Annotated in this window: 22 protein-coding genes; 7 read left to right on the top strand and 15 right to left on the bottom strand. The window is 64.5% G+C overall.

What is annotated here, in order from left to right; translation table 11 throughout:
* The first annotated feature begins 793 nt into the window (after positions 1–793).
* Positions 794–2,257 carry a ribonuclease G gene (gene rng / locus AC3WOB_RS06950; protein WP_041655367.1) on the top strand — a complete coding sequence of 488 codons (1,464 nt, stop codon included), beginning with the start codon at positions 794–796 and terminating at the stop codon, positions 2,255–2,257.
* A 2-nt stretch (positions 2,258–2,259) separates the two neighbouring features.
* On the opposite strand, the gene AC3WOB_RS06955 is transcribed toward rng, so the two are convergent.
* From AC3WOB_RS06955 to AC3WOB_RS06970, 4 genes are read right to left on the bottom strand one after another with little or no spacing between them, the layout of a single operon-like run.
* Positions 2,260–3,093, bottom strand: a complete 834-nt coding sequence (locus AC3WOB_RS06955) for an NAD-dependent epimerase/dehydratase family protein (protein ID WP_013392687.1) — start codon at positions 3,091–3,093, stop codon at positions 2,260–2,262.
* A 58-nt stretch (positions 3,094–3,151) separates the two neighbouring features.
* Positions 3,152–4,144 carry a TRAP transporter substrate-binding protein gene (locus AC3WOB_RS06960; RefSeq protein ID WP_013392686.1) on the bottom strand — a complete coding sequence of 331 codons (993 nt, stop codon included), beginning with the start codon at positions 4,142–4,144 and terminating at the stop codon, positions 3,152–3,154.
* Between the two features lie 56 nt (positions 4,145–4,200).
* On the bottom strand, positions 4,201–5,472 hold the full coding sequence (locus tag AC3WOB_RS06965; protein WP_013392685.1) for a TRAP transporter large permease: 1,272 nt from the start codon (positions 5,470–5,472) through the stop codon (positions 4,201–4,203).
* Positions 5,469–6,008: a TRAP transporter small permease gene (locus tag AC3WOB_RS06970; RefSeq protein ID WP_237709988.1), complete on the bottom strand. Its 540-nt coding sequence runs from the start codon at positions 6,006–6,008 to the stop codon at positions 5,469–5,471. Before AC3WOB_RS06970 ends, AC3WOB_RS06965 begins: the two co-directional genes overlap by 4 nt.
* A 219-nt stretch (positions 6,009–6,227) precedes the next feature.
* Here AC3WOB_RS06970 and AC3WOB_RS06975 point away from each other — a divergent pair, with 219 nt between their 5' ends.
* Complete coding sequence (locus AC3WOB_RS06975; protein ID WP_013392683.1) at positions 6,228–7,121, top strand: LysR family transcriptional regulator; 894 nt, start codon at positions 6,228–6,230, stop codon at positions 7,119–7,121.
* A 192-nt stretch (positions 7,122–7,313) separates the two neighbouring features.
* Positions 7,314–8,015, top strand: coding sequence for a DUF3053 domain-containing protein (locus tag AC3WOB_RS06980; protein WP_013392682.1), 702 nt, complete (start codon positions 7,314–7,316; stop codon positions 8,013–8,015).
* A gap of 68 nt (positions 8,016–8,083) precedes the next feature.
* Here the strand turns inward: AC3WOB_RS06980 and AC3WOB_RS06985 are convergent, their stop codons facing one another.
* From AC3WOB_RS06985 to msbA, 4 genes are all read right to left on the bottom strand, one after another.
* On the bottom strand, positions 8,084–9,538 hold the full coding sequence (locus tag AC3WOB_RS06985; protein WP_013392681.1) for a GGDEF domain-containing protein: 1,455 nt from the start codon (positions 9,536–9,538) through the stop codon (positions 8,084–8,086).
* Positions 9,539–9,698: 160 nt separating this feature from the next.
* Positions 9,699–9,929, bottom strand: coding sequence for a hypothetical protein (locus AC3WOB_RS06990; RefSeq protein WP_013392680.1), 231 nt, complete (start codon positions 9,927–9,929; stop codon positions 9,699–9,701).
* A 121-nt stretch (positions 9,930–10,050) separates the two neighbouring features.
* A complete protein-coding gene (locus AC3WOB_RS06995) occupies positions 10,051–11,856 on the bottom strand; it encodes a monovalent cation:proton antiporter-2 (CPA2) family protein (RefSeq protein WP_492274619.1) in 1,806 nt (601 codons plus the stop codon).
* A gap of 165 nt (positions 11,857–12,021) precedes the next feature.
* Positions 12,022–13,797: a lipid A export permease/ATP-binding protein MsbA gene (gene msbA, locus AC3WOB_RS07000; RefSeq protein ID WP_013392678.1), complete on the bottom strand. Its 1,776-nt coding sequence runs from the start codon at positions 13,795–13,797 to the stop codon at positions 12,022–12,024.
* A gap of 107 nt (positions 13,798–13,904) precedes the next feature.
* On the opposite strand from msbA, the gene AC3WOB_RS07005 reads away from it, so the two are divergent.
* Genes AC3WOB_RS07005 through AC3WOB_RS07015 form a run of 3 tightly spaced genes read left to right on the top strand, consistent with a single transcriptional unit; the run spans position 13,905 to position 15,938 of the window.
* On the top strand, positions 13,905–14,876 hold the full coding sequence (locus AC3WOB_RS07005; protein WP_492274620.1) for a glycosyltransferase family 9 protein: 972 nt from the start codon (positions 13,905–13,907) through the stop codon (positions 14,874–14,876).
* A 16-nt stretch (positions 14,877–14,892) separates the two neighbouring features.
* A complete protein-coding gene (locus tag AC3WOB_RS07010; protein WP_492274621.1) occupies positions 14,893–15,657 on the top strand; it encodes a YdcF family protein in 765 nt (254 codons plus the stop codon).
* Entirely contained in the window at positions 15,648–15,938 is a 291-nt protein-coding gene (locus AC3WOB_RS07015; RefSeq protein ID WP_492274622.1) for a YkgJ family cysteine cluster protein, read from the top strand. Before AC3WOB_RS07010 ends, AC3WOB_RS07015 begins: the two co-directional genes overlap by 10 nt.
* A gap of 33 nt (positions 15,939–15,971) precedes the next feature.
* Here the strand turns inward: AC3WOB_RS07015 and AC3WOB_RS07020 are convergent, their stop codons facing one another.
* Genes AC3WOB_RS07020 through dnaE form a run of 7 tightly spaced genes read right to left on the bottom strand, consistent with a single transcriptional unit; the run spans position 15,972 to position 25,136 of the window.
* Complete coding sequence (locus tag AC3WOB_RS07020; protein ID WP_013392674.1) at positions 15,972–17,120, bottom strand: glycosyltransferase family 4 protein; 1,149 nt, start codon at positions 17,118–17,120, stop codon at positions 15,972–15,974.
* Positions 17,095–17,820, bottom strand: a complete 726-nt coding sequence (locus AC3WOB_RS07025) for a polysaccharide deacetylase family protein (protein WP_013392673.1) — start codon at positions 17,818–17,820, stop codon at positions 17,095–17,097. The genes AC3WOB_RS07020 and AC3WOB_RS07025 overlap by 26 nt, the downstream gene beginning before the upstream one ends.
* A 24-nt stretch (positions 17,821–17,844) precedes the next feature.
* Positions 17,845–18,954, bottom strand: a complete 1,110-nt coding sequence (locus AC3WOB_RS07030; RefSeq protein WP_013392672.1) for a glycosyltransferase family 4 protein — start codon at positions 18,952–18,954, stop codon at positions 17,845–17,847.
* A complete protein-coding gene (locus AC3WOB_RS07035; protein WP_013392671.1) occupies positions 18,951–19,703 on the bottom strand; it encodes a glycosyltransferase family 2 protein in 753 nt (250 codons plus the stop codon). Before AC3WOB_RS07035 ends, AC3WOB_RS07030 begins: the two co-directional genes overlap by 4 nt.
* Positions 19,700–20,548, bottom strand: coding sequence for a polysaccharide deacetylase family protein (locus AC3WOB_RS07040; protein WP_492274623.1), 849 nt, complete (start codon positions 20,546–20,548; stop codon positions 19,700–19,702). The genes AC3WOB_RS07035 and AC3WOB_RS07040 overlap by 4 nt, the downstream gene beginning before the upstream one ends.
* A complete protein-coding gene (locus tag AC3WOB_RS07045) occupies positions 20,545–21,645 on the bottom strand; it encodes a glycosyltransferase family 4 protein (RefSeq protein ID WP_492274624.1) in 1,101 nt (366 codons plus the stop codon). The genes AC3WOB_RS07040 and AC3WOB_RS07045 overlap by 4 nt, the downstream gene beginning before the upstream one ends.
* Complete coding sequence (dnaE, locus tag AC3WOB_RS07050; protein ID WP_492274625.1) at positions 21,642–25,136, bottom strand: DNA polymerase III subunit alpha; 3,495 nt, start codon at positions 25,134–25,136, stop codon at positions 21,642–21,644. The genes AC3WOB_RS07045 and dnaE overlap by 4 nt, the downstream gene beginning before the upstream one ends.
* 140 nt (positions 25,137–25,276) lie before the next feature.
* On the opposite strand from dnaE, the gene lpxO reads away from it, so the two are divergent.
* On the top strand, positions 25,277–26,176 hold the full coding sequence (lpxO, locus tag AC3WOB_RS07055; protein WP_492274626.1) for a lipid A hydroxylase LpxO: 900 nt from the start codon (positions 25,277–25,279) through the stop codon (positions 26,174–26,176).
* Positions 26,177–26,409: the final 233 nt, after the last annotated feature.

Consider the following 26,409-nt stretch of genomic DNA (forward strand, 5'->3'; position numbering starts at 1 on the left):
GGAAGTGAGGTATGTTCTTAAACTTGACGTCTAAGGTACTTCACTTCTAGTGAGCACTTGATTTCATTGTGCTTGTGGCCGGGGTTTAAAACCCAGTCACACTGCACTCGCATCAAGCGCCCACACTTATCGGTTGTTTAATTGTTAAAGAGCGGTACTGCTAAATTCGGTACTACTTACTGCCTGCTCGCTTCGCTACGCCGCTTTCGCTGGCGCCGCGTTGTTTGCAGCAGAGAAACGAGATTATGAAGAAGTTTTTATCGCTTGTCAAGTCAGCGTCACATCCATCGTTACGCTTTCTTGCCTGCGACCTCTTCAGGTCCGCCTCTCTTTAGCAGCTATCGAAATATCAGGGTTAACCCTAAGTTTTCGGCAGCTGCCAAGCCCAAGACTATAACACGATTTTTGCAGATTGCGCAACTGGCTTTTGCCTAACTTGCTGCAATCCTTGCAATCACCGCGCACCGCTCATCTCTGAACGCTTTGCGGCAGACCTGGCTCGAATCTTCTTGCCCGACCTGTTGTGCTTGCTTGGCTTCGCGGTTCAAAACTGTCTGAACTGCGAAGGAGCGAGACTATAGCACAGATTTCTGCGGGCGGCGCAGCATCGCGCTTACGTCTGCCCACACTGGAGCCACGCGCCGCTCGCCCCTATAGCTCGCCCCTATATATAGTGGGAATCCAGCAGTCGTCCCATATGGATAGTTGCCTCGTCCGCCTTGCCCTACGTTTACTATTCGCCTGTACGCCGCACCTTACTGGAGACGAACACGCTATGCCCCCAGCCATCGCCCTGAGCGAAGACATCCTGATCAACGTCACCCCCTTTGAAACCCGCGTTGCGCTGGTGGAACAAGGGTCGGTGCAGGAACTGCACGTAGAACGCAGCATTCAGCGGGGCCATGTCGGCAATATCTATCTTGGACGAGTGGTCCGCGTGCTGCCTGGCATGCAGAGCGCCTTCATCGATATCGGACTGGAGCGCGCGGCCTTCATACATATCGCCGATCTGCGTGAAAATCGTGGCGAAAGAAGCCAGGGGCTCACCCCCACGCCCATCGAAAAGCTGCTTTTCGAGGGACAGACCATCATGGTCCAGGTGGTCAAAGACCCCCTGGGCACCAAGGGTGCGCGGCTATCGACCCAGATCAGCATGGCCGGCCGGATGTTGGTTTACCTGCCCCACGACCCGCATATCGGCATTTCGCAGAAGATCGACGACGAATCCGAGCGCATCCAGTTGCGCGAACGCCTGCAGGCTTTGATGCCCGCCGAGGAAAAAGGCGGCTTCATCGTCCGCACCCAGGCGGAAGGCGCCAATGACGAGGAGCTGACGGCGGACCTGGAATATCTGCGCAAACTGTGGACCAGCGTCCAGGCAGCAGCCCGCACCCAGCCCGCCCCTGCTCTGCTGCATCAGGATCTGACCTTGGCGCAGCGCGTCTTGCGCGACATGGTGGGTCCGAACACCGGCGCCATACTCGTGGATTCCCGCACGACCAGCGCCGCGATGTTGGAGTGGGCGCGGGTCTATACCCCCTCGGTGGTGGACCGCATTCAGCATTACAGTGGGGAGCGTCCGCTGTTCGACACCGCCAATGTGGACGACGAGATTGCACGGGCGCTATCGCGCCGAGTGGATTTGAAGTCGGGCGGCTACCTCATCATCGACCAGACCGAGGCGCTGACCACGGTCGACGTCAACACCGGCGGCTTCGTGGGCGGCCGCAATTTCGACGACACCATCTTCAAGACCAACCTGGAAGCGGCCCAGGCCATCGCCCGCCAGCTGCGGCTGCGCAATCTGGGCGGCATCGTCATCCTGGACTTCATCGACATGGAGGAACAGGAACACCGCGAAACCGTGCTGGCCGAACTGAAGAAGGCGCTGTCGCGCGACCGCACCCGCATGACGGTCAACGGCTTTACACAGCTGGGCCTGGTGGAAATGACGCGCAAGCGTACCCGCGATTCGCTGGCGCATCAGCTGTGCGAGCCCTGCCCGATGTGCGAGGCGCGCGGCAACGTGCGCACGCCGCGCACGGTCTGCTATGAAATCCTGCGCGAGATCCTGCGCGAGGCGCGGCAATTCAATCCCAAGGAATTCCGCATCCTGGCCTCGCAAGAGGTGGTCGACCTGTTTCTTGAAGAAGAAAGCCAGCATCTGGCGATGCTGGGCGACTTCGTGCGCAAGCGCATTTCGCTGGAAGTGGAAGGCGCGTACTCGCAAGAGCAGTACGACATCATCCTGGTCTGATTTCAGGAGATCCTGTCGGTGGTGCCGACGAATTCCAGGGGGCAATAAAAGCCCCCATGGAACTGCGCCGCGATGGGATCCTCGGGGATGTTCTGGGCCAGGATCTCCGCGGCGAAAACCTCGGAATCGTCCTGCGGCGCGTAGCCCAGGAATTTCGCGTTGGAATTGTCCCAGCGGTTGCGCAGGTTGTTCGACACCCCATAGACCACGGTGAAATGATAGGACTCGTGCTCCACGCAACGCGCCGCCAGTTGCGCCATGTCGCGGTGGCTGATCCAGGTCAATAGCTGCCGCGCCTCGCTCGGGCGGTCCGGCGTGCGGAAGGTCCCGATCCGCAAGCAGGCGACGGACATGCCGTACTTGTCCGCATACATCCGGCCCAGGCCCTCGCCGAATACCTTCGATACGCCATACAGAGAATCCGGCCTGGGCTGCACGGTGTCATCGAGGAACTTTTCCCGCCGGTGGTAGCCGATAGCGTGATTCGAACTCGCGAAAATCACCCGGCGCACGTTCTGGCGCCGGGCCGCCTCGAATACGTTGTAGCAACCCTCGATATTCATGGGCAGGATTTTTTCCCAGACATCGGCGCCGGGAATGCCGGCCAGATGGATGACGCAGTCAATACCCTCCATGCAGCGTTCCAGGGACTCGATGTCCCGGACGTCCATGGTGCAGGTTTCCTCGCCTGCCTGCGCCGGTTCCTGCGGTGCGATGTCGGCCAAACGCAGCAAGGCATAGCGGCCGCGCAGCTGCGAGCGCAGGCAAAGGCCGATATTTCCGGCTGCTCCGGTAATCAGCACGCGCAGGTTTTGGGGTTGGTTGAAAGGTGTCATCAATCTGTCCAGTTTCTCTTGACTATGAAAGCGCCGGGGCCTGTGCCGTTCGCGCCCGTTACTGCTTCTGCTTGGCGGCGATCAGCGCGTCATAGAGCGCCTGGCCATTGGGGGCTTCGCCGACGAGCTTTTTCACAACGGGCCGCGTAGCCTGCACCATGGAATCGAGATTGCTGGGGTAGACGATGGACACCCCTTTCGTTTGCATCGTCTTCATCCCCTCGTCGTAGACCTTTTTGTAATAGTCGCGGGCGTAAGCCATGGCCTCGTCCGCGGACTCCTTGATCATTTTCTGTTCCGCGGGCGAAAAGCGGTCCCAGCGATCCTTGGACATGAGCAGCAGCGCCGGATGGATGTTGACGTGCGTCATGTTGAAGTACTTGGACACCTCGATGAATTTGTCCGAGACAAACTGGTCCGGCGTGGTTTCGCCGCCGTCGAGCACCTTCTGCTGCAGGGCCAGATACAGCTCCGAATAAGCCATGGGCGTCGCTTGCGCGCCCAGGGCCTTGTAGCTTTCGACGTAACCCGGCGACTGGATGACGCGGATCTTCATGCCCTTGAGGTCTTCAGCCGAGTTGACGGGCCTGTTGCCGAAGACGTTGCGCTCGATTGCCGAAAACCAGCCCAGGCCGACCAGGCCGTACTTGGGCAGGACTTCCATGAATTTGTCGCCCGCCGGCCCGTTGAGGATCTGGTTGGCTTGCTCCACGCTGTCGAACAGGAACGGCGAGTCAAAGACCAGGAATTCCTTGACGATGCCGTTCAAGGTCGGCTGACCCGTGATGACCAGGTCGGTGGCGCCGGCCACGGCGCCTTGGATCATGGTCAGTTCGCCGCCCAGTTGCGAATGCGGGAACACGGAAATCGTGATTTTCCCGTTCGATTTCGCCTTCAGCACGTCGGCGAACTTCTGCGCCCCCACGTGAAACGGACTGTCCGTCGTGAGCGTGTGCCCCACATCCATGTTCAGGGCATGCGACGGCGCGGCAAACATGAGGGCGCTCAGGGCGCCGGCGCCAAACAGTTTCTTGAATAGCTTCACATCCATCTCCTCGATTTTCCAGCCGCCCGACAGGCGCTGCCGTCAGGCGGCCGGATTATTTTTTATAAGAAAAAAGTACTAATGGCGGGCACGTAAGAAATAATCAGGACATCAAGCACCAGCACGGCAAGGAAGATAACCAGGTACTTCGCCAACTGGTGCATTTTCAACTGGGCAACTTCACACACCACGAACAGGTTCACGCCGACCGGAGGCGTCACCATGCCGACCGCCAGATTGGTGATGACGATCATGCCGAAGTGGATGGGATCGATGCCGAAAGTCAGGCTGATGGGCGCCAGGATGGGCACGATGATCAGGATCGCCGCCAATGCCTCGATGAACATGCCGACCAGGAACAGCATGACGTTCACCAGCAGCAGAAACACGATCGGATTGGTCGTGACGGACCCCAGCATGGCAGCGACCTGCTGCGGCACCTGGTTGATCGTCAGCAGGTACGCGAACACGGCGGCGAAGGCCACGATCAGCAGGATGATGGAAGACATCACCGCGGAGCGCGCGAAAATGCCCAGCAGATCCTTGACCGTTATTTCCTTGTAGACGAACAGCCCCAGCGCCAGCCCATAAAGCACCGCGATGCAGGAGGCTTCCGTGGCGGTGAACAAGCCGCCGTAGATTCCCCCAAGGATGATGACCGGCATCATCAGCGCCAGCGTTGCATCCTTCAGGGCTACCAGGACGCCTTTCAGCCACCCGCCAAAGCTCACCGCAGTGACTTCATCGAAACCCTGGAAGCGGGCGACCAGGCAGACTGTCAGGATCAGCGACACGGTGATCAGCAGCCCCGGCAGGATGCCCGCGAGAAACAGCGACCCGACCGATACGTTGGCCGTCAAGGCGTACACGATCATCGGGATCGACGGCGGAATGATCGCCCCCAGCTCGCCGGAGGATGCGGCAATGGAGGCCGCGAATGACCTCGGATAGCCCTTCTTTTCCATTTCCGGAATCAGCACGGAGCCGATCGCCGCGGTCGTGGCGGACGACGAACCGGAAACCGTCGCGAACAGCAGCGAGGTCAGCACCGCGACCGCGCCCAGGCCGCCCCGGATCCAGCCGACGAAGGCATTGGCCAGTTGCACCAGTCTGGTAGCCACGCCGCCCGAGGACATGAGATGCCCGGCCAGGATGAAGAACGGCACGGCCATCAGACTGAACGAATCCAGCGACTGGAACGCCATCTGCGCCACGATGAGCAGCGACCGGTCGCCCGCCTGCAAGGCGAACGCGGCCGACATGCCCAGGGCGGTGACGATGGGCGCACCGATGATCAGGATCGCCGTAAATGACAAGAACAGAACCGGAATCACAGCGCCCCTCCTTCACTGTTTTGCATGGCGGCGGCAACTCGTTCCGCCTCGCCGCCCTGCTGCGATACTTCAACGCTCAGCAATTCCTTGATGACGTGCGTGAAGGTATTCAGGCTCATGAGCACGCAGCCAATGAACATGAATATGTAGATGTATGCCATGGGCATTTCCATCGCGGGCGATGTCTGCCTCATGCCGAGTTCTATCAGCCTGATCGATTTCCAGGCCAAGAGCAGCGCCAGCATCAAGGTCAGGATATGCGCCACCACGCGCAGCCAGCGGGCGACCGACTCCGGCACCATGCCTATGAAGGCATCGACGCCGATCAGCCGCAGGCGATAGGTCGCGACGGCGCCGCCGATGAAGACGCTTCCGACCATCATGAAGCGGCCCAGTTCTTCCGCCCAGGGCGTGGAAAAAGGAATACCCGTATAGGTGTAGAGCAGCCGTACAAATACAGAAATTGAAATAGCCAGGACCATTCCTATAAGAAAAAGTCCGGCGCACTTTTCAGCTGCGGCGTTTATCGAATCCATTATTCGCTGCAGCGTTTGAAGCCTCTGGCGTGAGGCACAATGTCCGGCCATGCGGAGCCCTCCCTCTTTGTCTCATTTATTTATTCGCCGCCTTTTTGAGCCAGGCGTTCGATAGGCAATATACTCAGCGGCATGCGATTCGTAAAATTCAAATAACAGAACATTCTTTTCCAAAAAAACGATTGTTGAATCGTCCTGCCTTGAACCGGAGTTTCGATAATGTTGAGTGATCTCAAACAGTTGCGCGCCTTCCTCACGATTGCGCGTCTGGGCAACTTCACCAGGACGGCTCACGAACTGAATATTTCGCAGTCGGCTTTGACCATACAGATCCAGCAGCTCGAGTCCCATCTGCGCACGCGGCTGTTCGATCGCAACCACCGCAGCGTCAGCCTGACACCCCGGGGCCAGGAGCTCTTTCCGCGGATCGAGAAGCTGGTGGCCGAAATCGAAGACCTGGTCACCCATGCCCGCGACACCAGCGATCGGGAACGGGGCACCGTAACCGTCGCTGTGCTGCCCTCACTGGCCGCCGGCCTGCTACCGCAGGCCATCCACAGGCTGAACCGCGATTACCCTCGCATTACCGTCTGTGTGCGCGACACGGTGGCCTCCCGGGTCAACGACATGACCCGCAGCGGCGAGGTCGACTTTGGAATAGGCAGCCCGATCAAGCGCGATCAGGAATTGGTCTGGGAGCAGTTGGTGACCGACCGCTTCTGCGCCTACATGGCGCACGACTACCCCTGGGCCGCGCCGGACACGGTGACGCTGAAGGACTTGGCCGAGCATCCGTTGATATTGCCGGTGCGGGAGAGCAGCATCCGCACGCACATCGAAGCGGCGGCCGATAAATTGAAGATTTCGCTGCCGGCGGCGTATGAGGTGGTCTACAACTCGACCGTGCTGGCAATGGCGGCGCAAGGACTCGGCGTAGCCATCCTGTCTGAATTGGCAGCCCGCGAAGGCGATACCAACCGTCTGCGTTGTGTTGCCATCAGCGGCCCGCCGCTATACCGGCACATCGGCATCCTGCGGCGCGCGGGCCGCTCGCTGTCCCGTTCCGCGGAGCTGCTGACCGCGGCATTGCGGGAAATCGCCGTCCAGGAATAAGGCGCGACGCGCGCACGCGTAACAGGTCGTCGTCGCGATTTCACTTCATTATGTGTGAATTGTGTTTCTTAACGATTCGATTGCAAACAATTCTGAAAGCAATGGCGGCAAGGAAGACGACCCGATAAGCTGCGGGCGCCTTCAGGGTATACCCTGACTATTTCTTTACTTCGCTTTTAGGAGTTCGATGCGATGAAGTCCCTATTCCGTCCGTTCCTGGTGCTGGCCGCTGCGCTGCCGTTGATGCTGGCCGCCTGCGGCAACAAGGAACCCGAACAGCGTGCCGCGTTCACGCAGTTCCTGCAGACCCGTATCGTCGACAAGCCCGGCGTGCGCGTCCCGCAGCTGACGGATGAAGAGAAGAAGTCCTTCGGCGACTACGCGGCGCAATATGCGGTGATCACGGACTTCAACGCTGGCATGGATGCCTCGGTCAAGCCCCTGTCCGGCATCATGCAGAAAGGCTCGATGCGCTCGCTGAATGACATCGTGACCCGTCGCGACGACCTGAAGACCGTGCAGGCTTCGCTCAATGAAATGGGCGCGGCGCTGAAGGAGCAGCAGGCCAAGGCCGACGCCGCGCGCGCGCAGCTCAAGCAGCCGGAAGACCTGAAGGCCGTGTACGACAAGGCCTACGAGAAGACCGTCAGCCTGCCGGCCGACACCTTCCGCGATGTGCTGCCGCAACTGAACGCGACCTTCGACAGCAGCCTGAAGATCGCCGATTACGTCGCCGCGCACGCCGCGCAGATTGACATTTCCGGCCCCATCGTCAAGGTCCAGGATCCCGCCGTGCAGGCCGAGCTGAACAAACTGCTGCAGGACCTGAATGCGCAAGCCAAGAACGTGCAGCAGGCGCAGACGCGCATGCAGGCCGTGATGGTCGGCCGCTAAGCCCAGGCGGCATTAGAAAGCCCCGCCGCGCGATGAGCGCGGCGGGGCTTTTTTCATGCTGCGCCGGATCACGTCCCTGCGACCGCCACGCGGTTGCGGCCGGATTCCTTGGCCCGATAGACCGCAGCGTCGGCCGCCTCCACCAGACTGGCCAGCGTATCGTCGGCCTGCGGCACCGAGGTCGCGACCCCGACGCTGATCGTGACGATCCCGGCGGCGGCGTCCTCGTGCGGCACCTTCAGGCCGGCAACTGTCCGCCGTATGCTCTCCGCAATCTCCACCGCGCGCTGGCGGCTGGTGTTGGGCAACAGCACGACAAATTCCTCGCCCCCGTAGCGCGCCGCCAGATCGCGGGGACGCCGGGCCTTTTTCTTCAGCACGCGCGCCAACGCTATCAGCAGCTGGTCTCCCTGCTGGTGGCCATAGCGGTCGTTGTAGCGCTTGAAATGGTCCGCATCCAAGAACAGCAGCGACAGCGGCACGCGTTCGCGGCGCGCATTCTGCCATTCGCGCGCCAGCGTCTCGTCAAACGCGCGCCGGTTGGCCAGGCCCGTCAGTCCGTCCGTGCGCGCCTGTATCGCCAGTTGCGTCTCGACGGCCTTGCGCAGTGCCATCTCGCGCCTGAACAGCACGATCAGCGCCACCACCGACAGCAGCAACGCCGTGGTCACCGGGATGATGAAGAGCGCGCGGCGGTCCCAGGGTTCGAGCAGTTCGTCCACGTCCATCGCAACGTCGATGATGAGCGGCGTGTCCTCGATGCTGGCGAAGGTGTAGTAGCGGTTCACGCCATCCGGCGACAGCGCGCCCTCGAACGAGCCCTCGCGGCGGATCAGGAACTGCTGGAAATCCAGCGTCATGCCGATGTCGCTGCCCAGGTCGTTCAGCGAGTACGGGGCGCGCAGCAGCAGCAGGCCATCGTTGCGGAAGACGCTGATCTCGTCGCGCTCGCCGATCGACAGCGCGGCGAAACGGTCGCGGAAGTAGGCCAGGCGCAGCGAGCCGCCCACCACGCCGGCGAAACTGCCGTCCGGATTGGACAGGCGCCGGCTGATGGCGATGCTCTCGTCGCCGTCGCGCAGGCGGCTGCGATACGGTTTGCTGACGTACATGCCGACGTCGTCCGCATCCCGATGCACCTGGAAGAAATCCCGGTCGGCGAAACTCACGTCCGGCACATCAAGCCCCCCGGAGTGGTAGCGGATGTTGCCGTTCTTATCCAGCACCACCACGGCGCCCAGGTATTCGGCGGTGGATGGCCGGTCGAACAGGAAACGGTGCTGGGTTTCGGGCGCGAGCCGGTCGAGACCGGGTTCGCGCAGGCGTTCCGCCATGCCTTGCAGCGACAAGTCGTAGACATGCAGGGTGCGGCTGATATCCGCGGACAGCACGCCGGTGATGTTGCGCGCGGAGGCGTGGGCGGATTCCCAAGTGGCGCGCCGGTCGATCCAGAGCAGCGCGACCGCAGCCGCGCAGATACCAATCGCGACGAGCACCGCCAATGCATACAAGGCGCGATGCATAAGCCCGCGAGACTTCAATACGGCGCTCCTACGCAGGGGATGTCGGGGGAAAGCGGTTCATTTCCAGCAGACATTTACGCCGCTGATGATGCCGCCCCCGGACATGCCACGCAAGATCCGGCCCTAAAAAAATTCCCGCCCTGCCCGCCTGGATCTTCCCTCAGCCCGCCGCGACCGCCGCGATGCGGAAGGGAAAGGCCTTGGCGCCCCTGGCCCTGTCGGTTTCGCGATGCGCGCCGATGGACCATGCCGGGCCCGCACCGCCCGTGTGCGACATGAGCTGGCGCATGGAACCCGCCGAAAACCCGCAGCGCAAGGCCAAGGCCTGCCGCCGGGCCAGTTCTACTCCAACAGCGTGCGGCGTCGTGGAAATCCGATCCGATTGCAGCATGGCAGCCCCCTGGCAAATGCTCGTCATGGATGAAGAGTCAGTGCGGACAAATCTACCTCAGCCACCAGCGCCTGCGCGTGAAATGATGCGAAAAGTAATGCAACGATAAGGAAATAGTCGGTTACGCGGTCGGGCTGGCCGCGGCCTTCTCGGTTTCCCGGTCGGGTTGGTCGTTGCGGCCGTCCGGAGCGCTGGTCATATTGCCGTAAAGAAGCGAGCGGCCGGCGAACAGCCCGCCCGCCACCTCCAGGTCGAAACGCTCGGTGTCGCGCCTGCGCACGTCCTGCACCACCTCGGCGGCTTCGTCGGGCGGCACGCCGATCACGCGCAGCGCGGCCTCGCCGAAGGCCAACGCCGATTCCAGGGTTTCGCGCACCTGGTAATCCACCCCTTCCTTGGCCAGCGCCAGCGAATGGATGCGGTCATAAGCGCGCACCACCACCCGCACCAGCGGGAACTCCGCCTTGATCAGCTTGACCATGTGGTTGACCGCCTTCGGGTCGTCGATGCAGATCAGGATGGCGCAGGCATTCTCCGCGCCGGCGGTGCGCAGCATGTCGACGCGGGTGCCGTCGCCGTAATAGACCTTGACGCCCCATTTGGCCGCCGCCCGGATCGCGTCGGTATCGGTGTCCAGGATCGACACCGTCAGGTCGCGCGCCAGCATCGCCTGGGTCACGATCTGGCCAAAGCGGCCGAACCCCACGATCAGCGCGCAGCCCTCCAGATCCTTGGCCACGTCCACGCCCTCCATCGAAGGCTGCGGCTTGGGCAGCAGCCAGCGCAGCGCCAGCACGCACAGCGGCGTGAGCGCCATGGAAATGATGACGACCGCGGTCAGCACGGCGCCGGTATGCGGATCGAAGATGCCGGCAGCCGCCGCCGCCCCGTACAGCACGAAGGCGAATTCGCCGCCCTGCGCCAGCAAGGCGGCGCGGGTCATGGCCTCGGCGTGGGTGGCGCGCAGCACCCGCGCCACCACATACACGCCCACCGACTTCACCAGCATAAACACCACCACCGCTGCCAGGATCAGCGGCCACTCGCGGGCCACCGCCGACAGGTCCAGCGACATGCCCACGCCCAGGAAGAACAGGCCCAGCAGAATGCCGCGGAAGGGTTCGACTTCGGCCTCCAGCTGGTGGCGGAAGGTGGACTCGGACAGCAGCACGCCTGCCAGGAAGGCGCCCATCGCCATGGACAGGCCGCCCAGTTCCATCAGCAGCGCCGCGCCCAGCACCACCAGCAAGGCGGCGGCCGTCATGACCTCGCGCGCATGCGCGGCGGCCAGCAGACGGAACAAGGGATTGAGCAGCCAGCGGCCGGCGGCCAGCAGCGCCAGGATGCAGGCCACCGCGATCGCCGACTGCATCCAGGGATCGCCATGGCTGGCGTTGTCCGCCGGCGCCAGCAGGGTCGCCAGGGCCAGCAAGGGCACGATGGCCAAGTCTTCCAGCAGCAGGATCGAGACAATGCGCTGGCCCTGCGCGCTGGCGGTTTCGCCGCGCTCGGCCAGTATCTGCATGACGATGGCGGTGGACGACAGCACGAAGCCCATTGCGGCCATGAAAGCCGCGGGACCCGACAGCCCCGCCAGCAGGCCGACCACCGTCAGCAGTCCGCCACAGGCCAGTACCTGCGCCACGCCCAGGCCGAAGATCTCGCCTCGCAGCTTCCACAAGCGGGAGGGCTGCATTTCCAGGCCGATGATGAACAGGAACATCACCACGCCCAGTTCGGCCACGTGCAAGATGGATTTGGGATCGGAGAACAAGCCCAGACCGAACGGGCCGATCACCAGGCCTGCGGCCAGGTATCCCAGGACGGATCCCAGCCCCAGGCGTTTGAACAAGGGAACCGCGACGACCGCAGCCCCCAGCAGGACGACAACATTGACTAGCTGATTGCCTTCGGCAGGCAGGGACATGGGGCGCTCCTGATGCTCGGCGGACCAAAGCGCCTGGCGGCGCCGCCCCGCCCGCATCGGGCCGGGGCCGGGCCTGCCGGCAGGCCCGGCTCCATTTTCCGGCAATCCGGGCGCTTGGCAATCCGGAAATGCGACAGGAAAAAACAGCCGCCTGCGCGGACCGGATCAATCGTCGCGGAATTGCATCTTGTAGAGCGAGGCGTACAGGCCGTTGGCGGCCAGCAACTCGGCGTGGGGGCCCTGTTCGACGATCTTGCCGGCGTCCAGCACGATGATGCGGTCGGCGTTCTGCACCGTGGACAGGCGGTGCGCGATGACCAGCGTGGTGCGGCCCTTCATCAGACGCTCCAGCGAGGCCTGGACCTGGCGTTCGGATTCGTTGTCGAGCGCGGAGGTGGCTTCGTCCAGGATCAGGATGGGCGCGTTCTTGATCAGCGCGCGGGCGATCGCCAGGCGCTGGCGCTGGCCGCCGGACAGGCGGGCGGCGTTTTCGCCCACCGGCGTATTGAGGCCCTGCGGCAGTCCTTCGACGAACTCCAGCAGATTGGCCGCCGCCAGCGCATCGCGCACCTTCTGTTCGCTGGACTTGCCCAATGCGCCGTAGCCGACGTTGGCCGCGATGGTGTCGTCGAACAGCACCACGTCCTGGCTCACCAGCGACAGGTGCGAGCGCAGGCTGCGCAAAGTCAGCTCGTCGATCGGCGTGTCGTCCACCAGGATGGAACCGCTATCCGCCAGCACGAAGCGCGGCAGCATATTGACCAGGGTGGTCTTGCCACTGCCCGAGCGCCCTACCAGGGCCACGGTCTGGCCGGGCTCCACCGTGAAGGAAATGTCTTTGACCGTATCGCGGTCGGCATCGGGGAAGCGATGCTGGACGTGGCGGAATTCCACCTTGCCGCGCACCGGCTCGGCCAGTTCCCTGGTGCCAGTGTCCTTTTCGGGCGTCTGGTCGATCAGCGTGAACACGCTTTCGGCGGACACCAGCATCTTTTGCATGCGGGCGGCGACGTTGGTCAGGCGCTTGATGGGATCGAAGATCTGGGCCAGCGCCGCCATGAAGGAGGCGAAGCTGCCCACGGTCAGCGCGCCGTGGTTGGCCTGGCTGAGCGCCACGGCGATGACGGCGCCGACCGAGATGGAAATGCAGACCTGGGTCAGCGGCGTCAGGGCGGCGTCCGCCGTGGCGGTGCGCATGGCGAAGCGACGCAGGCGGCGGCTGACGAAATCGAAGCGGCCGCGCTCGACTTCATAGCCGTCGAACAGCTTGATGACGCGCTGGCCGTCGATGCCCTCGCCCACGACGCGGGTCAACTCGGCGTTCATGTTGACGGTTTCGCGGTTGATGCGGCGCAGGCGCTTGATGAAGAAGCGCGAGATCAGCACCGACACCGGCAGCATGATCAGGATGATCAGCGTCAGCACCCAGGACATGTACAGCAGCACGCAGATCAGGGCGATGACGACCAGGGTTTCTCGCACCAGCACCGTGATGACATCGGTGGCGTAGCCCGTGACGTTGCCGGCGTCGATGGTGAAGCGGTTGAGCAGGCGGCCGGTGTCGCCCTGCTTGAAGTCGGCGTCGGGCAGGCCCAGCAGGCGCTCGAACATGTCCCGGCGCATGCCCAGCAGCACGTTGTTGGCCACCCAGGCCAACAGGTAGTCGCTGAAGAAGTTGCAGATGCCGCGCAGCAGGATCAGGCCCACCACCGCCAGCGGCAAGGCCCAGACGTAGTACGGTTTGGCGCCCGAAAAGCCGCCGTCCAGCAGAGGCTTCATGATCACGGCCAGGACCGGCTGCGTGGCTGCCGCGCCGGCCATCAGCAGGACGGCCAGCAACAATCCCTTCCAGTAGGAGCCCACGCGGCTGTAGATCCGACTCCAGAGTTCAGCTTTGACAGGTTGGGAGCTCGCGGGCGCGTTGCGTGCGGCAGAATTCAAAGGGATCACTCGCTTTTATACAATTGTGGCGAGAATTGTACCGGCTGCGCGACAAGTCGCCGTCCGGGCCATGTCCCCTTCAGCCTTAACGCGCCCAGCGCCCTTCCATGTCCGATATCAGTTGCCTGTACGTCCGGTTACCCAATTGGGTGGGCGATGTTTGCATGAGCCTGCCCAGCCTGCGCGCCTTGCACGCCAGCGGCCTGCCCCTGGTGATCTGCGCCCGTCCCTGGGCCCGCGACCTGCTCGACGGCGTGGCCAAGCAGGATTTCATCCCCATGCGCGGCAAGGTCGGTCCCGACCGGGCGGCGGTCAGCGCCCATCGCCGCGGCCTGGGGCCCCTGGGGCGCCGCGCCCGCGGGCTGCTGCTGCCGGATTCGCTATCCAGCGCGCTGGTGTTCCGGCTGGCGGGACTGCCCTCGGCCGGCTATCGCGACGACGGCCGCAGCTTCCTGTTGCGTTGGCCCGTTGCCAAGCCCGGCGATTCGCTGCACGCGGTGCAGTCCTGGCATCACCTGACCCGCGAGGCCCTGACCCGCTGGGGCCTGCCCAGCGGCCCGGCCGAACCCGGCCCCACCCTGGACTTGCCCCTGACCTCCGCCCACCAGGGCGCGGCCGATCTGGCGCTGGAGGCGGCCGGGCTGGCGGGCCAGCGTTTCGTGCTGATCGCCCCCACTGCCACGGGGCTGCACAAGGGCAAGATCAAGGTCTGGCCGGGATTCGATACACTTACCCGCGCCCTGCAGGCTCGCGGCCATACCGTGGTAATGTGCCCCCCTCCGGCCGAAACCGAGGAGGCGCGGCGCAATGCGCCCACGGCACTGCTGCTGCCTCCCCTGTCCCTGGGCGCGTTCGCGGCCCTGACGGCGCGGGCGGCGCTGGTAATTTGCAACGATTCCGGCGTCTCGCACGTGGCTGCGGCAGCCGATGCCAGGGAACTGACCCTGTTTGGCGTAACGCGCCCGGGGCGCACCGGCCCGTGGTCGCCGCGGGCCGTGTGCGTAGGCACGGAGCATGCATGGCCGTCCGTCGAGGAAGTTGAGCAGCAGGCCGACCTCCTGCTGGGCGAGACGCAGTAATCAGGATTGTTTCAAAATGACCTTGTCCAGCTATCTCACGAATCTGATCATTCCTTACAACTTGTGTGTGACCCTGGTCGTCATCGGACTGGTGCTGGGCCTGTTCCGGCTGCGCAAGACCGGCGGCACCCTCATCGTCGCAGGCTTGCTTTGGGCGCTGGCCTGGTCGCTGCCGGCCACCTCGCTTTGGCTGGGCGGCGCGCTGGAATCCCGCTATCCGCATCTGGCCCCTTCCGAGTCCCCGACGGCCGACGCCATCGTGGTGCTGGGAGGCAATACCGCCAATGGCCGCGCCAACTGGTTCCTGCCCTATGACAAGGACACGGCGGTAGTGCGCGTGGACACGGCTGCCCAGCTCTATCTGGCCGGGCGTGCGCCCAAGGTGCTGCTGTCGGGCGGCGCGCTGGAAGGCGACGTCAGCGAAGCCCGCGGCATGGCGCACGCCATCCGCCAGCAGGGCGTGCCGGAAACTGCCCTGATCCTGGAGAACTCCAGCCGCACCACCTATGAAAACGCGGCCCTGACTGAGGACCAGCTCAAATCCCGCGGAATCGGCAAAGTCCTGCTGGTGACATCAGCGCTGCATATGCCCCGGGCCATGGCGGCCTTTTCCAAGCAAGGCGTGGAAGCCGTCGCCGCTCCGGCACCGCCGCAGATCGTGGCGCCCGCGGACGGATCGCTGCCGCTGTGGCTGCCAGACCAGCGCACGTTCGACGCCAGCCGCTCCATCATCAAGGAATACGCCGGCCTGTTCGTCTATTGGTTGCGCGGATGGGTCTGAACCCACAGGCGCCCGCCGCGCTGGAATGCCGGCCCGGCTGCGGCGCCTGTTGCATCGCGCCGTCGATCACCCGGTCGATTCCTGGCATGCCGCAAGGCAAGCCCGCCGGCGCGCCCTGTATCCAGCTGCTGCCGGACATGCGCTGCGCGATTTTCGGCCAGCCATCCCGGCCGGATTTCTGCGGCGGGTTGCAGCCCCAGGCCGAGATGTGCGGCACCGGCCGCGAACATGCGATCCGCTGGCTGGGCGAACTCGAACAGGCCACGGCACCCAGCCATTGAAACGCAGCCGGCAAGCCCGGACCCGCGCCCGCCTCAACCGCGCTCTTGCAGCACCTTGTGGTACAGCGCCTCGTAGCGCGCCGCCACCGTTTCCCAACTTTGCTCGCGGGCGATTTCAAGACCGCGCTCGGTCAGGGCCGCCCGCAATTCCGGTTCGGAGCCCAGCCGCTCCAGCGCCTGCGCCAGTTGAGCGCCGTCGCGGGGGTCCTGCAGGATGAGCGCGTCCTTCCCCGCCGACAGATACTGCGCAAAGCCGCAATAGGCGGGCGAACTCACCACCACCGGCAGTCCGTGCGACATGGCTTCCAATGGCGCCATGCCGTAGCTGTCGTTCAGGGTCGGATGCGCGTAGATGTCGGCGGCGCTGAAGTAGCGGGCGACATCGGGGGTAGGTTCGATCAGAGTGACGCGGCTGGCGATGGCGCCGGCCGCGCGCACGCGTTCGCGGGTAGGCTCGTCCGCCCCCACCACCAGCAACCGGTACTGCGGCGGCAGTTGCGCCAGGGCGTCCAATAGCGCCGGCAATCCCTTGCGCAAGGGATTGCGGGCCACCAGCAGACAGCCTATGGTGCCTGCGTCCCAGCCCAGGCTGGCGCGGGTAGCCTCGCGCCCTTCCATTTGCGCCGCGGTCGGCAGCTTGACCCCGGGCGCGATGATGTCGACCGGCAATTGCGGGCCATAGCTGCGGTGCAGCTGGTCCATGATGAGGCCCGATACCGCCACCACGCGCCTTGCGGGCGCCCGGCGCACGCGCAGCTTTTCCAGCACCAGATAGGTGGCCAGGCGCGGGCTGAGCCAGGCGGTCAGACGCTGCAAGGGCTTGACGCGGGTCAGCCGGTTGTAGCGCACCGGCGTCACGTGCATGACCTGGATTTCGCCGGCCCAGCCGTTCATGTGCGAATGCACGATGTCATAGCGGCCACGGGTCAGGCGGTCGGCGCGCCAGGCGAAATACAGCACCCGCATCCAGCTGGGCAACCAGCTCGGAAAACGTACGGGCAGGAAGGGAAACGGCAAGTCGCTGTCGAAGTCGCGCGCCACGATGGATACGTCATGGCGCTGGCCCAGCACCCGCATCAGTTCCACGCCATAGGCTTCCGCGCCGCCAAAGCGATTGCCGAAGCGGTCGACCAGCAGCGCGATGCGCAGCCGCCGCTCAGCCGCGCCGGCGGGAGTCTTCATACCGGGTCAGGCACTTCTGCAGGAAACGGATGATGTTGGTGGAACGCGAGACCGTGACCCGCGGCAACCCGTAGGGATCGTCCGAGGCGGCCGCCAGGCCGCGCTGGGTCAACGTGGCGTTGTCGTAGCCGGCCTCGCGCGCCATCGCGCGGTGTTCGGGGCCGTGGTCGCCGTAGGGATAGCAGAAGGCGGTGACCGGCGCGCCCAGCGCCTGCTCCAGCTCGTCCTTGGACTGGACGATCTGGCGGCGGGCCTCGTCGGGCGACATCTGGGGCAAGTGCACGTGGTCCAGCGTGTGCGAACCGACTTCGTTGCCGGCCTGGGCCCATTCCCGCATTTCGTTCACGGTCATCAGCGCCGAAAACGGAATGCCTTTTTCCAGATCCCACACGTTGCCGCCATCGAACTGGCGCGCCACGAAGTAGTTGGTGGCGGTGAAACCCAGTTCGCTCAGCACCGGCATGGCGTTGTGGTGCACGTTGCGGTAGCCGTCGTCGAACGTGATGCCGAATACCTTGCCCTGGCGTTCGCCGCGCACATAAGGCATGACGTCGCGCATGGACAGGCCGCGATAGCCCAGCCTGCGCATCCAGCGCATCTGCCGGGCAAAGCTGTCGGGGTGCACCGTCAGGCCGCGGAACGGCGTGCCCTTGGGATTGGGCTCGCCGATCTGGTGGTACATGAGTATGGGGATAGACATAGGGACAGATTATAAAGCCCGGTCTTATCCCAGCGTGCGTCGGTATACGTCCAGTGTGGCGGCGGCGAAACGTTCCAGATTGAAATCCCGCAGGCTGGTTTCCCGCGCCCGGGCGCCCATGGCACGCACGGCGTCGGGATGGTCCAGCATGAAGCGCAGCTTGGCCGTGATGGCGGGGACGTCGCGCGCGGGCACGATCCAGCCGTCGACGCCATCGGTGACGTTCTCGGGCAGGCCACCCGCGTCGCTGACCAGGGCGGGCAGCCCCAGCCCCATGATCTCGCGGCAGGCGAACGACAGGGCTTCGCGATAGGACAGCACAAAACCCGCATGGCAGGAGGCCAGCGCGGCCCGCACGTCATCGAGCAGCCCCGGAAAGCGGACCTGATCGATCATGCCCAGTTCGCGCACCCGCGCAAGCTTGGCTTCGTTGGGCGGATCGCCCGCCACCATCAGCAATACCCGCGCGCGGTCTTCCGGCGGCAAGGCTGCCGCCGCGGCCACCAGGTCCAGCCAGCCCTTGTCATAGTCGGTGCCGCCGGCGCTGCCCAAGAGCAGCTTGCCTTGCCAGTCGGGCCCGAAGAAGATGGTGCGCAGCTTGTCCAGGCTTTCCGGCGGCGGCGGCGCGAAGAAATTGGTGTCGATGCCGTGGCGGATGGTGGTGATGGGACGCTTGCCGTAGGGCGAATGCTGCATCAGGCCGTGGACGTAGTCGCTGACCGCGATGGCGTGGTCGGTCGCCAGCGCCACCCGCAACTTGTGGCCGAAGCTCGTCAGCGGATGGTCGTTGTGCTTGGTGAAGACGATGCGCGGGCGGCGGCGCATGCCCAGCGTGGCCAGCATGACCTGCTTGTGGTCGGCCGAGCCGTTGGCATGGATGATGTCGAAGCCGCCGGCCTTGATCAGCCGGCGCAACTGCGCACGGTCCTTGAACCAGGACGAAGGCCGCGTGGTGTATTGCATGTCCTCGACCGTCACCCCCGGAATCGCCTTGGCGTAGCGGTACAGGCGGCTGGTGGCCGGCGCCGCGATCGTGATCTGGTGGTCCTTGGACAGGGCCTTGGCCAGATTGATGATGTAGGTGACGTGGCCCCCGCCATTGCCGGCGTGGAAGTTGGTGTAGAGGATCTTCACTTCTTCTTCTCGGCCAGGAACATCAGCTTCGAATAGCGGAAGAAGCTGCCGGCCGAGGCCACGACCGCCAGCACCAGGCCGTGCTTGCCGTCCAGGAAGCCGCGCCGGATCAGATAGATCCGCACAAAGGTCCAGAAGCCATGGCCCAGCGCGCCGAAGACCGAGGTGCGCCGCCCCTTGGCGTACATCATGGCGGCGGCGTCGGAAGAATAGCGGTTGACCTTCGTGATCAGCGCATCCAGGTTGTCGTAGGGATAGTGGTGGAAATAGCCGCGCATCTGCAGCGGCTTGCCGTTGGCCGGCACCACCCGCTCATGCACGGCGACGTCGTTGAAACGCGCCGTGCCGCGCTTGAACAGGCGCAGCACGTAGTCGGGCCACCAGCCGCTGTGGCGGATGTCGCGGCCGCAGAAATTCGACAGGCGCGCAATCTCGTAGGCATCGGCGCGCGGCGCGCGCAGCGCTTCCTGGATTTCCTGGGCCAGCTCCGGCGTGACGCGCTCGTCGGCGTCGATGGACAGCACCCAGTCGCCCGTCGCCAGATCCAGCGCGCGGTTCTTCTGCGGGCCGAAGCCGGGCCAGTCCGGGGTGACTTCCACCCTGGCGCCCAGGGCGCGCGCGACTTCGACGGTGCCGTCGGTGCTGCCCGAGTCCACCACGATGAACTCGTCGGCGAAGGCCACGGACTTGATGCAGGCGGCGATGTTCGCCACCTCGTTCTTGGTGATGATGATGACTGATAGCTTCATCCGCGATTCCTGAGACGCTTTTTCCAGGCTTTCCAGGCATGAAAGCGCGGCCCCCAGAAGGGATCGCGCGACAGCCAGATGCGCCGGTTCAGCCAGGAGCCGCCCTGGTTGCGCACCGCGAAACGATAAATGTGTTCGGGATCCGCGCCGGGGGTGTTCTGGCCAAAAGGGTCGGTAGTGTACAAGTGCCGGAATCCGGCGGCCCGCGCCGCGGCCACGTAGTCCGCATCGAAGTAGCCTTGCGGCCAGCAGAGGTGGTCGCTGACGGATCCGAGGCGACGCGTCAGGGTGTCGCGGGAATCCTGCAGTTCCTGGGCGATATGGGCGCGCTTGGCGTCCTGGTCGGCGCCGCAGACCTTGTCCCAGCGCGTATGGGTATGGGTGTGGGAATGGAATTCGAAGGTGCCCGCCGCCTGCATGGCCTCGATCTCGCTCCAGCGCAGCATGGCCTCGTCGGCACGGCCCGCCGCCACCAGTTGCTTGCAGGCGTCGTGGTCGGGCGTGGCGGGCAAGGGGCTGCCCTGGCCGGCATGCGGGCGGACCGGCCCGTCGCCGATCCAGCCGGTGATGGTGAACAGCACGGCGCGCATGCCGTGGCGCGCCAGCACCGGATGCGCGTGCACCCAGTTGTTCAGGTAGCCATCGTCGAAGGTAATCAGCACCGAGCGCTCGGGCGCGGCGCCGCCTGCCAGGTAGGCCGCGAACTGATCGACGGACAAGGACTGGTAGCCGGCACGGGCCAGGCGCGCGATCTGCGCCTCGAACACCTCGGGCGTCGCGGCGATCATGCCGCCGGCCGGCGTGACGTGGTGATACATCAGCACCGGGACGTTGGGCGCATTCATCCCGCGCGCTCCGCCAGCCATTTGGTGTAGACGGCCTCGGTGGTTTCCGCCAGGCGGGCGGGCGAGAATACGCCTTCGTCCCAGACCATCTTGCGGCCGGCTTCGCCCATGCGCCGCCGCAGATCGGCATCGTCGATCAGGCGCACCAGCGCGGCAGTCAGCGCTTCGGGGTTCTTGGGCGGTACCAGGATGCCGGTTTCGCCGTCGCGGAACATTTCCGACACGCCGCCCACGTCCGTACCTACCACGGGCAGGCCGCTGGCCTGCGCCTCGACATAGACGGTGCCGGACGCTTCCTGCTGTGTCGCCAGGGCGAAGAGGTCGAAACCCGCCAGCAGGTTGGGCACGTCGCGCCGCATGCCCATCAGGTGGATGCGGTCCTGCAAACCCAGCTCGGCTACATAGTCCTGGGTCTGCTCGAACACCGGCGAACCGCCGCCGACGAACACCAGGTGCAGCTTGGGCCGGCTGGCCATCAGCGGCGCAATCGCGTCGATCAGGTCCTTGTGGCCCTTGGTGGCGCGCATGACGGCCACACAGCCGACCACGATGTCGTCATCAGCCAAGCCTAGCTCTTCGCGCAGTGTGGAACGCTCCACCGGCGGCGGCAGCACGATGGGCGAATAGACGGTGGCCACCTTGCCGGCTGGCACGCCGCGGTCGATGAGGTGTTGCCGCACATGATCACTGACCGTCGTGACCCTGTGCGGCAGACAGGTGTAGGACCAGAGCGATCCCACCTTGTTGGACAGATGCCGGGTCCGCACGATGAGCGGCGTCCCCGCCAGCCGGCCGGCGGCCGCCGCGATGACCGTGTCGCGCCGGCTGTGGGTATTGAGCACGTCGAAGCGCCCTTCGCGCAGGATGCCGCGGATGGTGGCGATGCCCTTCAGGTAATTGACCGCGCCATCCATTTCCAGGGTGTGCACCGGAAAGCCGGCGTCCGACAGGCGTTCGGCCAACAGCGCCTTGGGCTGGCAGATCGCTTCCATATGATGACCGCGCGCGCGCATGGCCGTCATTTCCTTGAAGATCCGGCCTTCCTGACCGCCAAAGCTGGTGGCGGCTTCCGAGTGAACGATACGCATAGGCATCAATAGGTGACCTCCACGCCATCCGGCTTGGTCCATTCATTCAGGTTGGCGAGCAGCGTGTCGGCCATGCGGACGCGCCACTCCTCGCCCAGGCGGACCGTGCACAGGAAATTATTCTTGGTATAGACGATATCGACCGGCACGCCGGGAATGCCGTTCTCCGGCTCGGCCCGGAACGGGTTCAGCATCTGCCGCAGGCGGGCGGCGTCGGCGCTGCCGTTGAGCTTGACGCGCAGGGACTTGGCGCGGGCTTCGCGCGCCAGTTGCAGGTCGTAGAGCTGTTCGGCCACGATGCGCATGCCGCCGGAGTAGTCGTCATTGCTGACCTTGCCCTGGACGATCACGAGCTGGTCCTCGCGCAGGCGGTTGCGGTGCTTTTCGTAAAGCTCGTTGAAGACCGAGATTTCCACCTGCGCGGTGCCGTCGTCCAGCACCGCGAAAACCATCTTGCCGCGGCGGGTCATCATGACGCGCACGCTGGCCAGCACGCCGCACATCCATTGCAGGTCGCGCTGCGGTTCGACCCGCACCAATTGCATGGGGACGATGCGGCGCACTTCATCGCGCCAGGCGTCGAACAGATGGCCGCTGTAGTAATAGCCCAGCGCGGACTTTTCCTCGGTCAGCTTCTTGTGCAGATCCCAGGGTGCGACCTTGGCCAGTTCGCCTGCCACCACGTCGCCGCTGTCGTCGCCGAAGAGCGAGGCCTGGTTGGCGCTGCGCGCCGCCTGCTCGGCGGCTTCCATGGCGGTGGGCACCGAGGCCAGCATCGCCGCCCGGTTGGGCTCGATGGTGTCGAAGGCGCCGGCCTTGATCAGGGCCTCGATGGTGCGGCGGTTGACCGCCTGCTTGCTGACGCGGCGGCAGAAGTCGAACAGGTTCAGGAAGGGACCGCCTTCCTTGCGCGCGCGCAGGATGTCCTCGACCGCGCCCTGCCCCGTGCCCTTGACCGCGCCCAGGCCGTAGCGCATGGTGCGCGGCGGCTTGCCGTTCTTGGTGTGCTTGTCGACGACCGGTTCAAAGCGATAGCCGGAAAAGTTGACGTCCGGCGGCAGCACCTCGACGCCATTGTCCTGGGCGTCGCGGCAGAAGATCTGGACCTTGTCGGTGTCGTCCATGTCCGAGGACATGGTGGCGGCCAGGAATTCGGTCGGATGGTAGGCCTTGAGCCAGGCGGTCTGGTACGAGATCAGCGCGTACGCGGCCGAGTGCGACTTGTTGAAGCCGTAGCCCGCGAATTTCTCCATCAGGTCGAACAGCTTGACCGCCAGGTCCGGGTCATGGCCCTTTTCCTTGGCGCCCTGCTCGAACAGCTCGCGGTGCTTGGCCATTTCCTCGGGCTTTTTCTTGCCCATGGCGCGGCGCAACAGGTCGGCGCCGCCCAGCGAGTAGCCGCCGATGATCTGCGAGATCAGCATCACCTGCTCTTGGTAGACGATGACCCCGTAGGTACTCTTGAGCGTGCTTTCCAGGTCGTTGTGGAAGTAGTCCACCGCGGCGCGGCCGTGCTTGCGGTTGACGAAGTCGTCCACCATGCCCGATTCCAGCGGCCCCGGTCGATACAGGGCCAGCATGGCGATGATGTCTTCGAAGGTGTTGGGCCGCAGCTTCTTCAGCAGTTCCTTCATGCCGCGCGATTCCAGCTGGAACACCGCGGTTGTGTTGGCGTCGCACAGGATCTTGTAGGCGGCCGGATCGTCCAGCGCCAGGGCCATGACGTCGAAGTCGCGCTTGTCCTCGTTGAACTGGCGCACATAGCGCACGGCCCAGTCCAGGATGGTCAGGTTGCGCAGGCCCAGGAAGTCGAACTTGACCAGGCCGGCGGCCTCGACGTCATCCTTGTCGAACTGCGAAACCGCGCTGTTTTCCTGGCCGGGCTGGCAATACAGCGGGCAGAAGTCGGTCAGCTTGCCGGGCGCGATCAGCACGCCGCCGGCGTGCATGCCGATGTTGCGGGTCAGGCCTTCCAGCGGCTTGGCCAGATCCACCAGCGCGCGCACTTCCTCTTCCTGCTCGTAGCGGTCCTTGAAGGCGGGCTCGTCCTTCAGGGTCCGTTCGAGGGTCCAGGGATCCATCGGGTTGAACGGGATCAGCTTGGACAGGCCGTCGCAGAACATGTAGGGCATGTCCAGCACCCGTCCGGCGTCGCGCACCACGGCCTTGGCGCCCAGCGTGCCGAAAGTGGCGATCTGGCTCACGGCGGCGCGGCCGTACTTTTCCTTGACGTAGTCGATGACCCGTTCGCGGTTGTCCTGGCAGAAGTCGATATCGAAGTCGGGCATGGAGACCCGCTCGGGATTCAGGAAGCGCTCGAACAGCAAGTCATAGCGGATCGGATCCAGGTCGGTAATGCCCAGGGCGTACGCTACCAGCGAGCCCGCGCCGGAGCCCCGCCCCGGCCCCACCGGCACGCCGTTGTTCTTGCCCCAGTTGATGAAGTCCTGCACGATCAGGAAGTAGCCGGGGAAGCCCATCTGGATGATGGTCTTGCATTCCCAGCGCAGGCGTTCGTAGTACTGCTCGCGCTTGGACTCGCGTTCGGCGGCGTCCGGGAACAGGAACTCCATGCGCTTTTCCAGGCCCTCTTCCGACAGCTGGACCAGGTAGTCGTCCAGACCCACGCCTTCCGGCGTGGGGAAGTTGGGCAGGCGCGGCTTGCCCAGCACCAGGCTGAGATTGCAGCGCTTGGCGATTTCCACCGTGTTGGCCAGCGCCGAGGGCACGTCGGCGAAGCGCCGCGCCATTTCCTCGGAGCTGAGCAGGTACTGCTCCTTGCTGAACCGGCGCACGCGGCGCGGGTTGGCCAGGATTTCGCCTTCGGCGATGCAGACCCGGGCCTCGTGCGCCTGGAATTCGAATTCGTCCAGGAACTGCACCGGATGCGTCGCCACCACCGGCAGGCCGGCCTCGCTCGCCAGGCGCATGGCGGCCTGGGTATAGGCTTCGTCGCCGTCCATGCCGGCGCGCTGCAACTCGATGTAGTAGCTGCCCGGGAACAGGTGCGCCCACTGGCGCGCCAGCGCCAGCGCCGACACGGCATTGCCGGCGTCCAGCGCCTGACCCACGTCGCCGCCGCGCCCGCCCGACAGGGCGATCAGCCCCTCCTGTCCCTGCAGCCATTCGCGGCGGATCTCCGCGCGGCCCTTGCCCTGGTTTGTCAGGAAGGCCTTGGACAGCAATTCGCAGAGATTGAGATAGCCCTGATGGTTGCGCACCAGCAGCAACAGGCGAAAAGGCTTGGCAGGGTCGTCATCGTTGGACAACCAGACATCGCAGCCGGCGATCGGCTTGATGCCGGCACCGCGCGCGCCCTTGTAGAACTTGATCAGGCCGAACAGGTTCGACAGATCCGTCAGGGCGACTGCGGGCTGGCCCAGCTTGGCCACGCGCTTGATGAGGTCGGGGATGCGCACGAGGCCGTCCACGACCGAGAATTCGGAGTGTACGCGCAGGTGAACAAATGGGGACGGGGTTGTTACGGCTTCTTCGGACATAAAGGGAATTGTACCTAGTCAACGCGGTCCAAGCCGAGGCCTCTGCGCTTGCGCAAGAGACACCGCAGGCGGCTGTGTAACAATACGCGTTGCACGTCATCCTTCATTGTTGACATGAGATTTACGCACGAGATTCACCTATGAAATGGCTAATTCCCGGGATCTGGCTAAGCGCCATCCTGTTTGCGCACTTCCGCGGCCGCGTCAAGCTGCCGCTGGGCCGGCAACTGCTCGACCACTCCGTGCTGCTCGCCCCCATCAACGCCTTCATGGTGCTGGCATCGCGCGTGCCGCCCACGCCCTACCTGACCACGAGCGAAATCGCCGAACTCAAGGTGCTGGACGACAACTGGGAGACGATCCGCGAGGAAGCCATGCAGATGGCCGAGCTGCGCCGCATCAAGGCCGCCGACACCCATAACGACATCGGCTTCAACTCCTTCTTCAAGTACGGCTGGAAGCGCTTCTACCTGAAGTGGTACGACGCCCGCCACCCGTCCGCCGAGGAACTCTGCCCCAAGACCGTCGCCATCCTGAAGACCCTGCCCAAGGTCAAGGCCGCGATGTTCGCCGAACTGCCGCCCGGTGGCCAATTGAACCCGCACCGCGACCCGTTTGCCGGATCCCTGCGCTACCACCTGGGCCTGGTCACTCCCAACGATGACCGCTGCCACATCATCGTCGACGGCGAGCGTTACAGCTGGCGCGACGGCGAAAGCGTGGTGTTCGACGAAACCTACGTGCACGAAGCCTACAACCACAGCGACGAGAACCGCATCATCCTGTTCTGCGACGTGGAGCGTCCGCTGAAGTGGCGCTGGGCCGAAGCCTTCAACCGCTGGTTCGGCCGCGTCGTCATGTCCGCCGCCAGCTCCCCCAACGACGGCGGCGACCAGACCGGCGCCATCAACAAGCTGACCCACGCCCACTGGGTCATCGACCAGAAGCGCAAGGCCTTCAAGGCCTGGAACCGCACGGTCTACAAGGCCACCAAGTACGGCCTGATCGCCCTGGTCATCGTGGGCTTCCTGGCCCTGTAAGAAAAGGCGCCCGGAAAATCCGGGCGCCCCCTCAGCCAGATCGCGCGAGCGTCCACCGCCACAACGCAAGACACCGCGTATGCCATTTCCGGCCGCCCGGGCGGCCGAAAATGGCGGGCCCCGCAAGACCCGCCCCACCAACCAGCTTCTACATCGCGACGACCCAAGACGCACGTAGCCCTTCGGCGCGGGCGGCGTGGCGGCTCGCAACCTCGATGCGCCCAACGGAATCC

The organism is Achromobacter sp. FW305-C-30-7, from assembly GCF_058783105.1.

Excerpts from the sequence above, each read along its gene's own strand:
- dnaE (WP_492274625.1), bottom strand. The coding sequence starts at position 25,136 with ATGTCCGAAGAAGCCGTAACAACCCCGTCCCCATTTGTTCACCTGCGC.
- AC3WOB_RS07020 (WP_013392674.1), bottom strand. The coding sequence starts at position 17,120 with ATGAAGACTCCCGCCGGCGCGGCTGAGCGGCGGCTGCGCATCGCGCTG.
- AC3WOB_RS07040 (WP_492274623.1), bottom strand. The coding sequence starts at position 20,548 with ATGAATGCGCCCAACGTCCCGGTGCTGATGTATCACCACGTCACGCCG.
- AC3WOB_RS06960 (WP_013392686.1), bottom strand. The coding sequence starts at position 4,144 with ATGGATGTGAAGCTATTCAAGAAACTGTTTGGCGCCGGCGCCCTGAGC.
- AC3WOB_RS07010 (WP_492274621.1), top strand. The coding sequence starts at position 14,893 with ATGACCTTGTCCAGCTATCTCACGAATCTGATCATTCCTTACAACTTG.
- AC3WOB_RS06970 (WP_237709988.1), bottom strand. The coding sequence starts at position 6,008 with ATGGATTCGATAAACGCCGCAGCTGAAAAGTGCGCCGGACTTTTTCTT.
- AC3WOB_RS06975 (WP_013392683.1), top strand. The coding sequence starts at position 6,228 with ATGTTGAGTGATCTCAAACAGTTGCGCGCCTTCCTCACGATTGCGCGT.
- AC3WOB_RS07035 (WP_013392671.1), bottom strand. The coding sequence starts at position 19,703 with ATGAAGCTATCAGTCATCATCATCACCAAGAACGAGGTGGCGAACATC.
- lpxO (WP_492274626.1), top strand. The coding sequence starts at position 25,277 with ATGAAATGGCTAATTCCCGGGATCTGGCTAAGCGCCATCCTGTTTGCG.
- AC3WOB_RS07025 (WP_013392673.1), bottom strand. The coding sequence starts at position 17,820 with ATGTCTATCCCCATACTCATGTACCACCAGATCGGCGAGCCCAATCCC.
- AC3WOB_RS07005 (WP_492274620.1), top strand. The coding sequence starts at position 13,905 with ATGTCCGATATCAGTTGCCTGTACGTCCGGTTACCCAATTGGGTGGGC.
- AC3WOB_RS06990 (WP_013392680.1), bottom strand. The coding sequence starts at position 9,929 with ATGCTGCAATCGGATCGGATTTCCACGACGCCGCACGCTGTTGGAGTA.
- AC3WOB_RS06955 (WP_013392687.1), bottom strand. The coding sequence starts at position 3,093 with ATGACACCTTTCAACCAACCCCAAAACCTGCGCGTGCTGATTACCGGA.
- AC3WOB_RS06985 (WP_013392681.1), bottom strand. The coding sequence starts at position 9,538 with ATGCATCGCGCCTTGTATGCATTGGCGGTGCTCGTCGCGATTGGTATC.
- AC3WOB_RS06980 (WP_013392682.1), top strand. The coding sequence starts at position 7,314 with ATGAAGTCCCTATTCCGTCCGTTCCTGGTGCTGGCCGCTGCGCTGCCG.
- AC3WOB_RS07015 (WP_492274622.1), top strand. The coding sequence starts at position 15,648 with ATGGGTCTGAACCCACAGGCGCCCGCCGCGCTGGAATGCCGGCCCGGC.
- AC3WOB_RS06995 (WP_492274619.1), bottom strand. The coding sequence starts at position 11,856 with ATGTCCCTGCCTGCCGAAGGCAATCAGCTAGTCAATGTTGTCGTCCTG.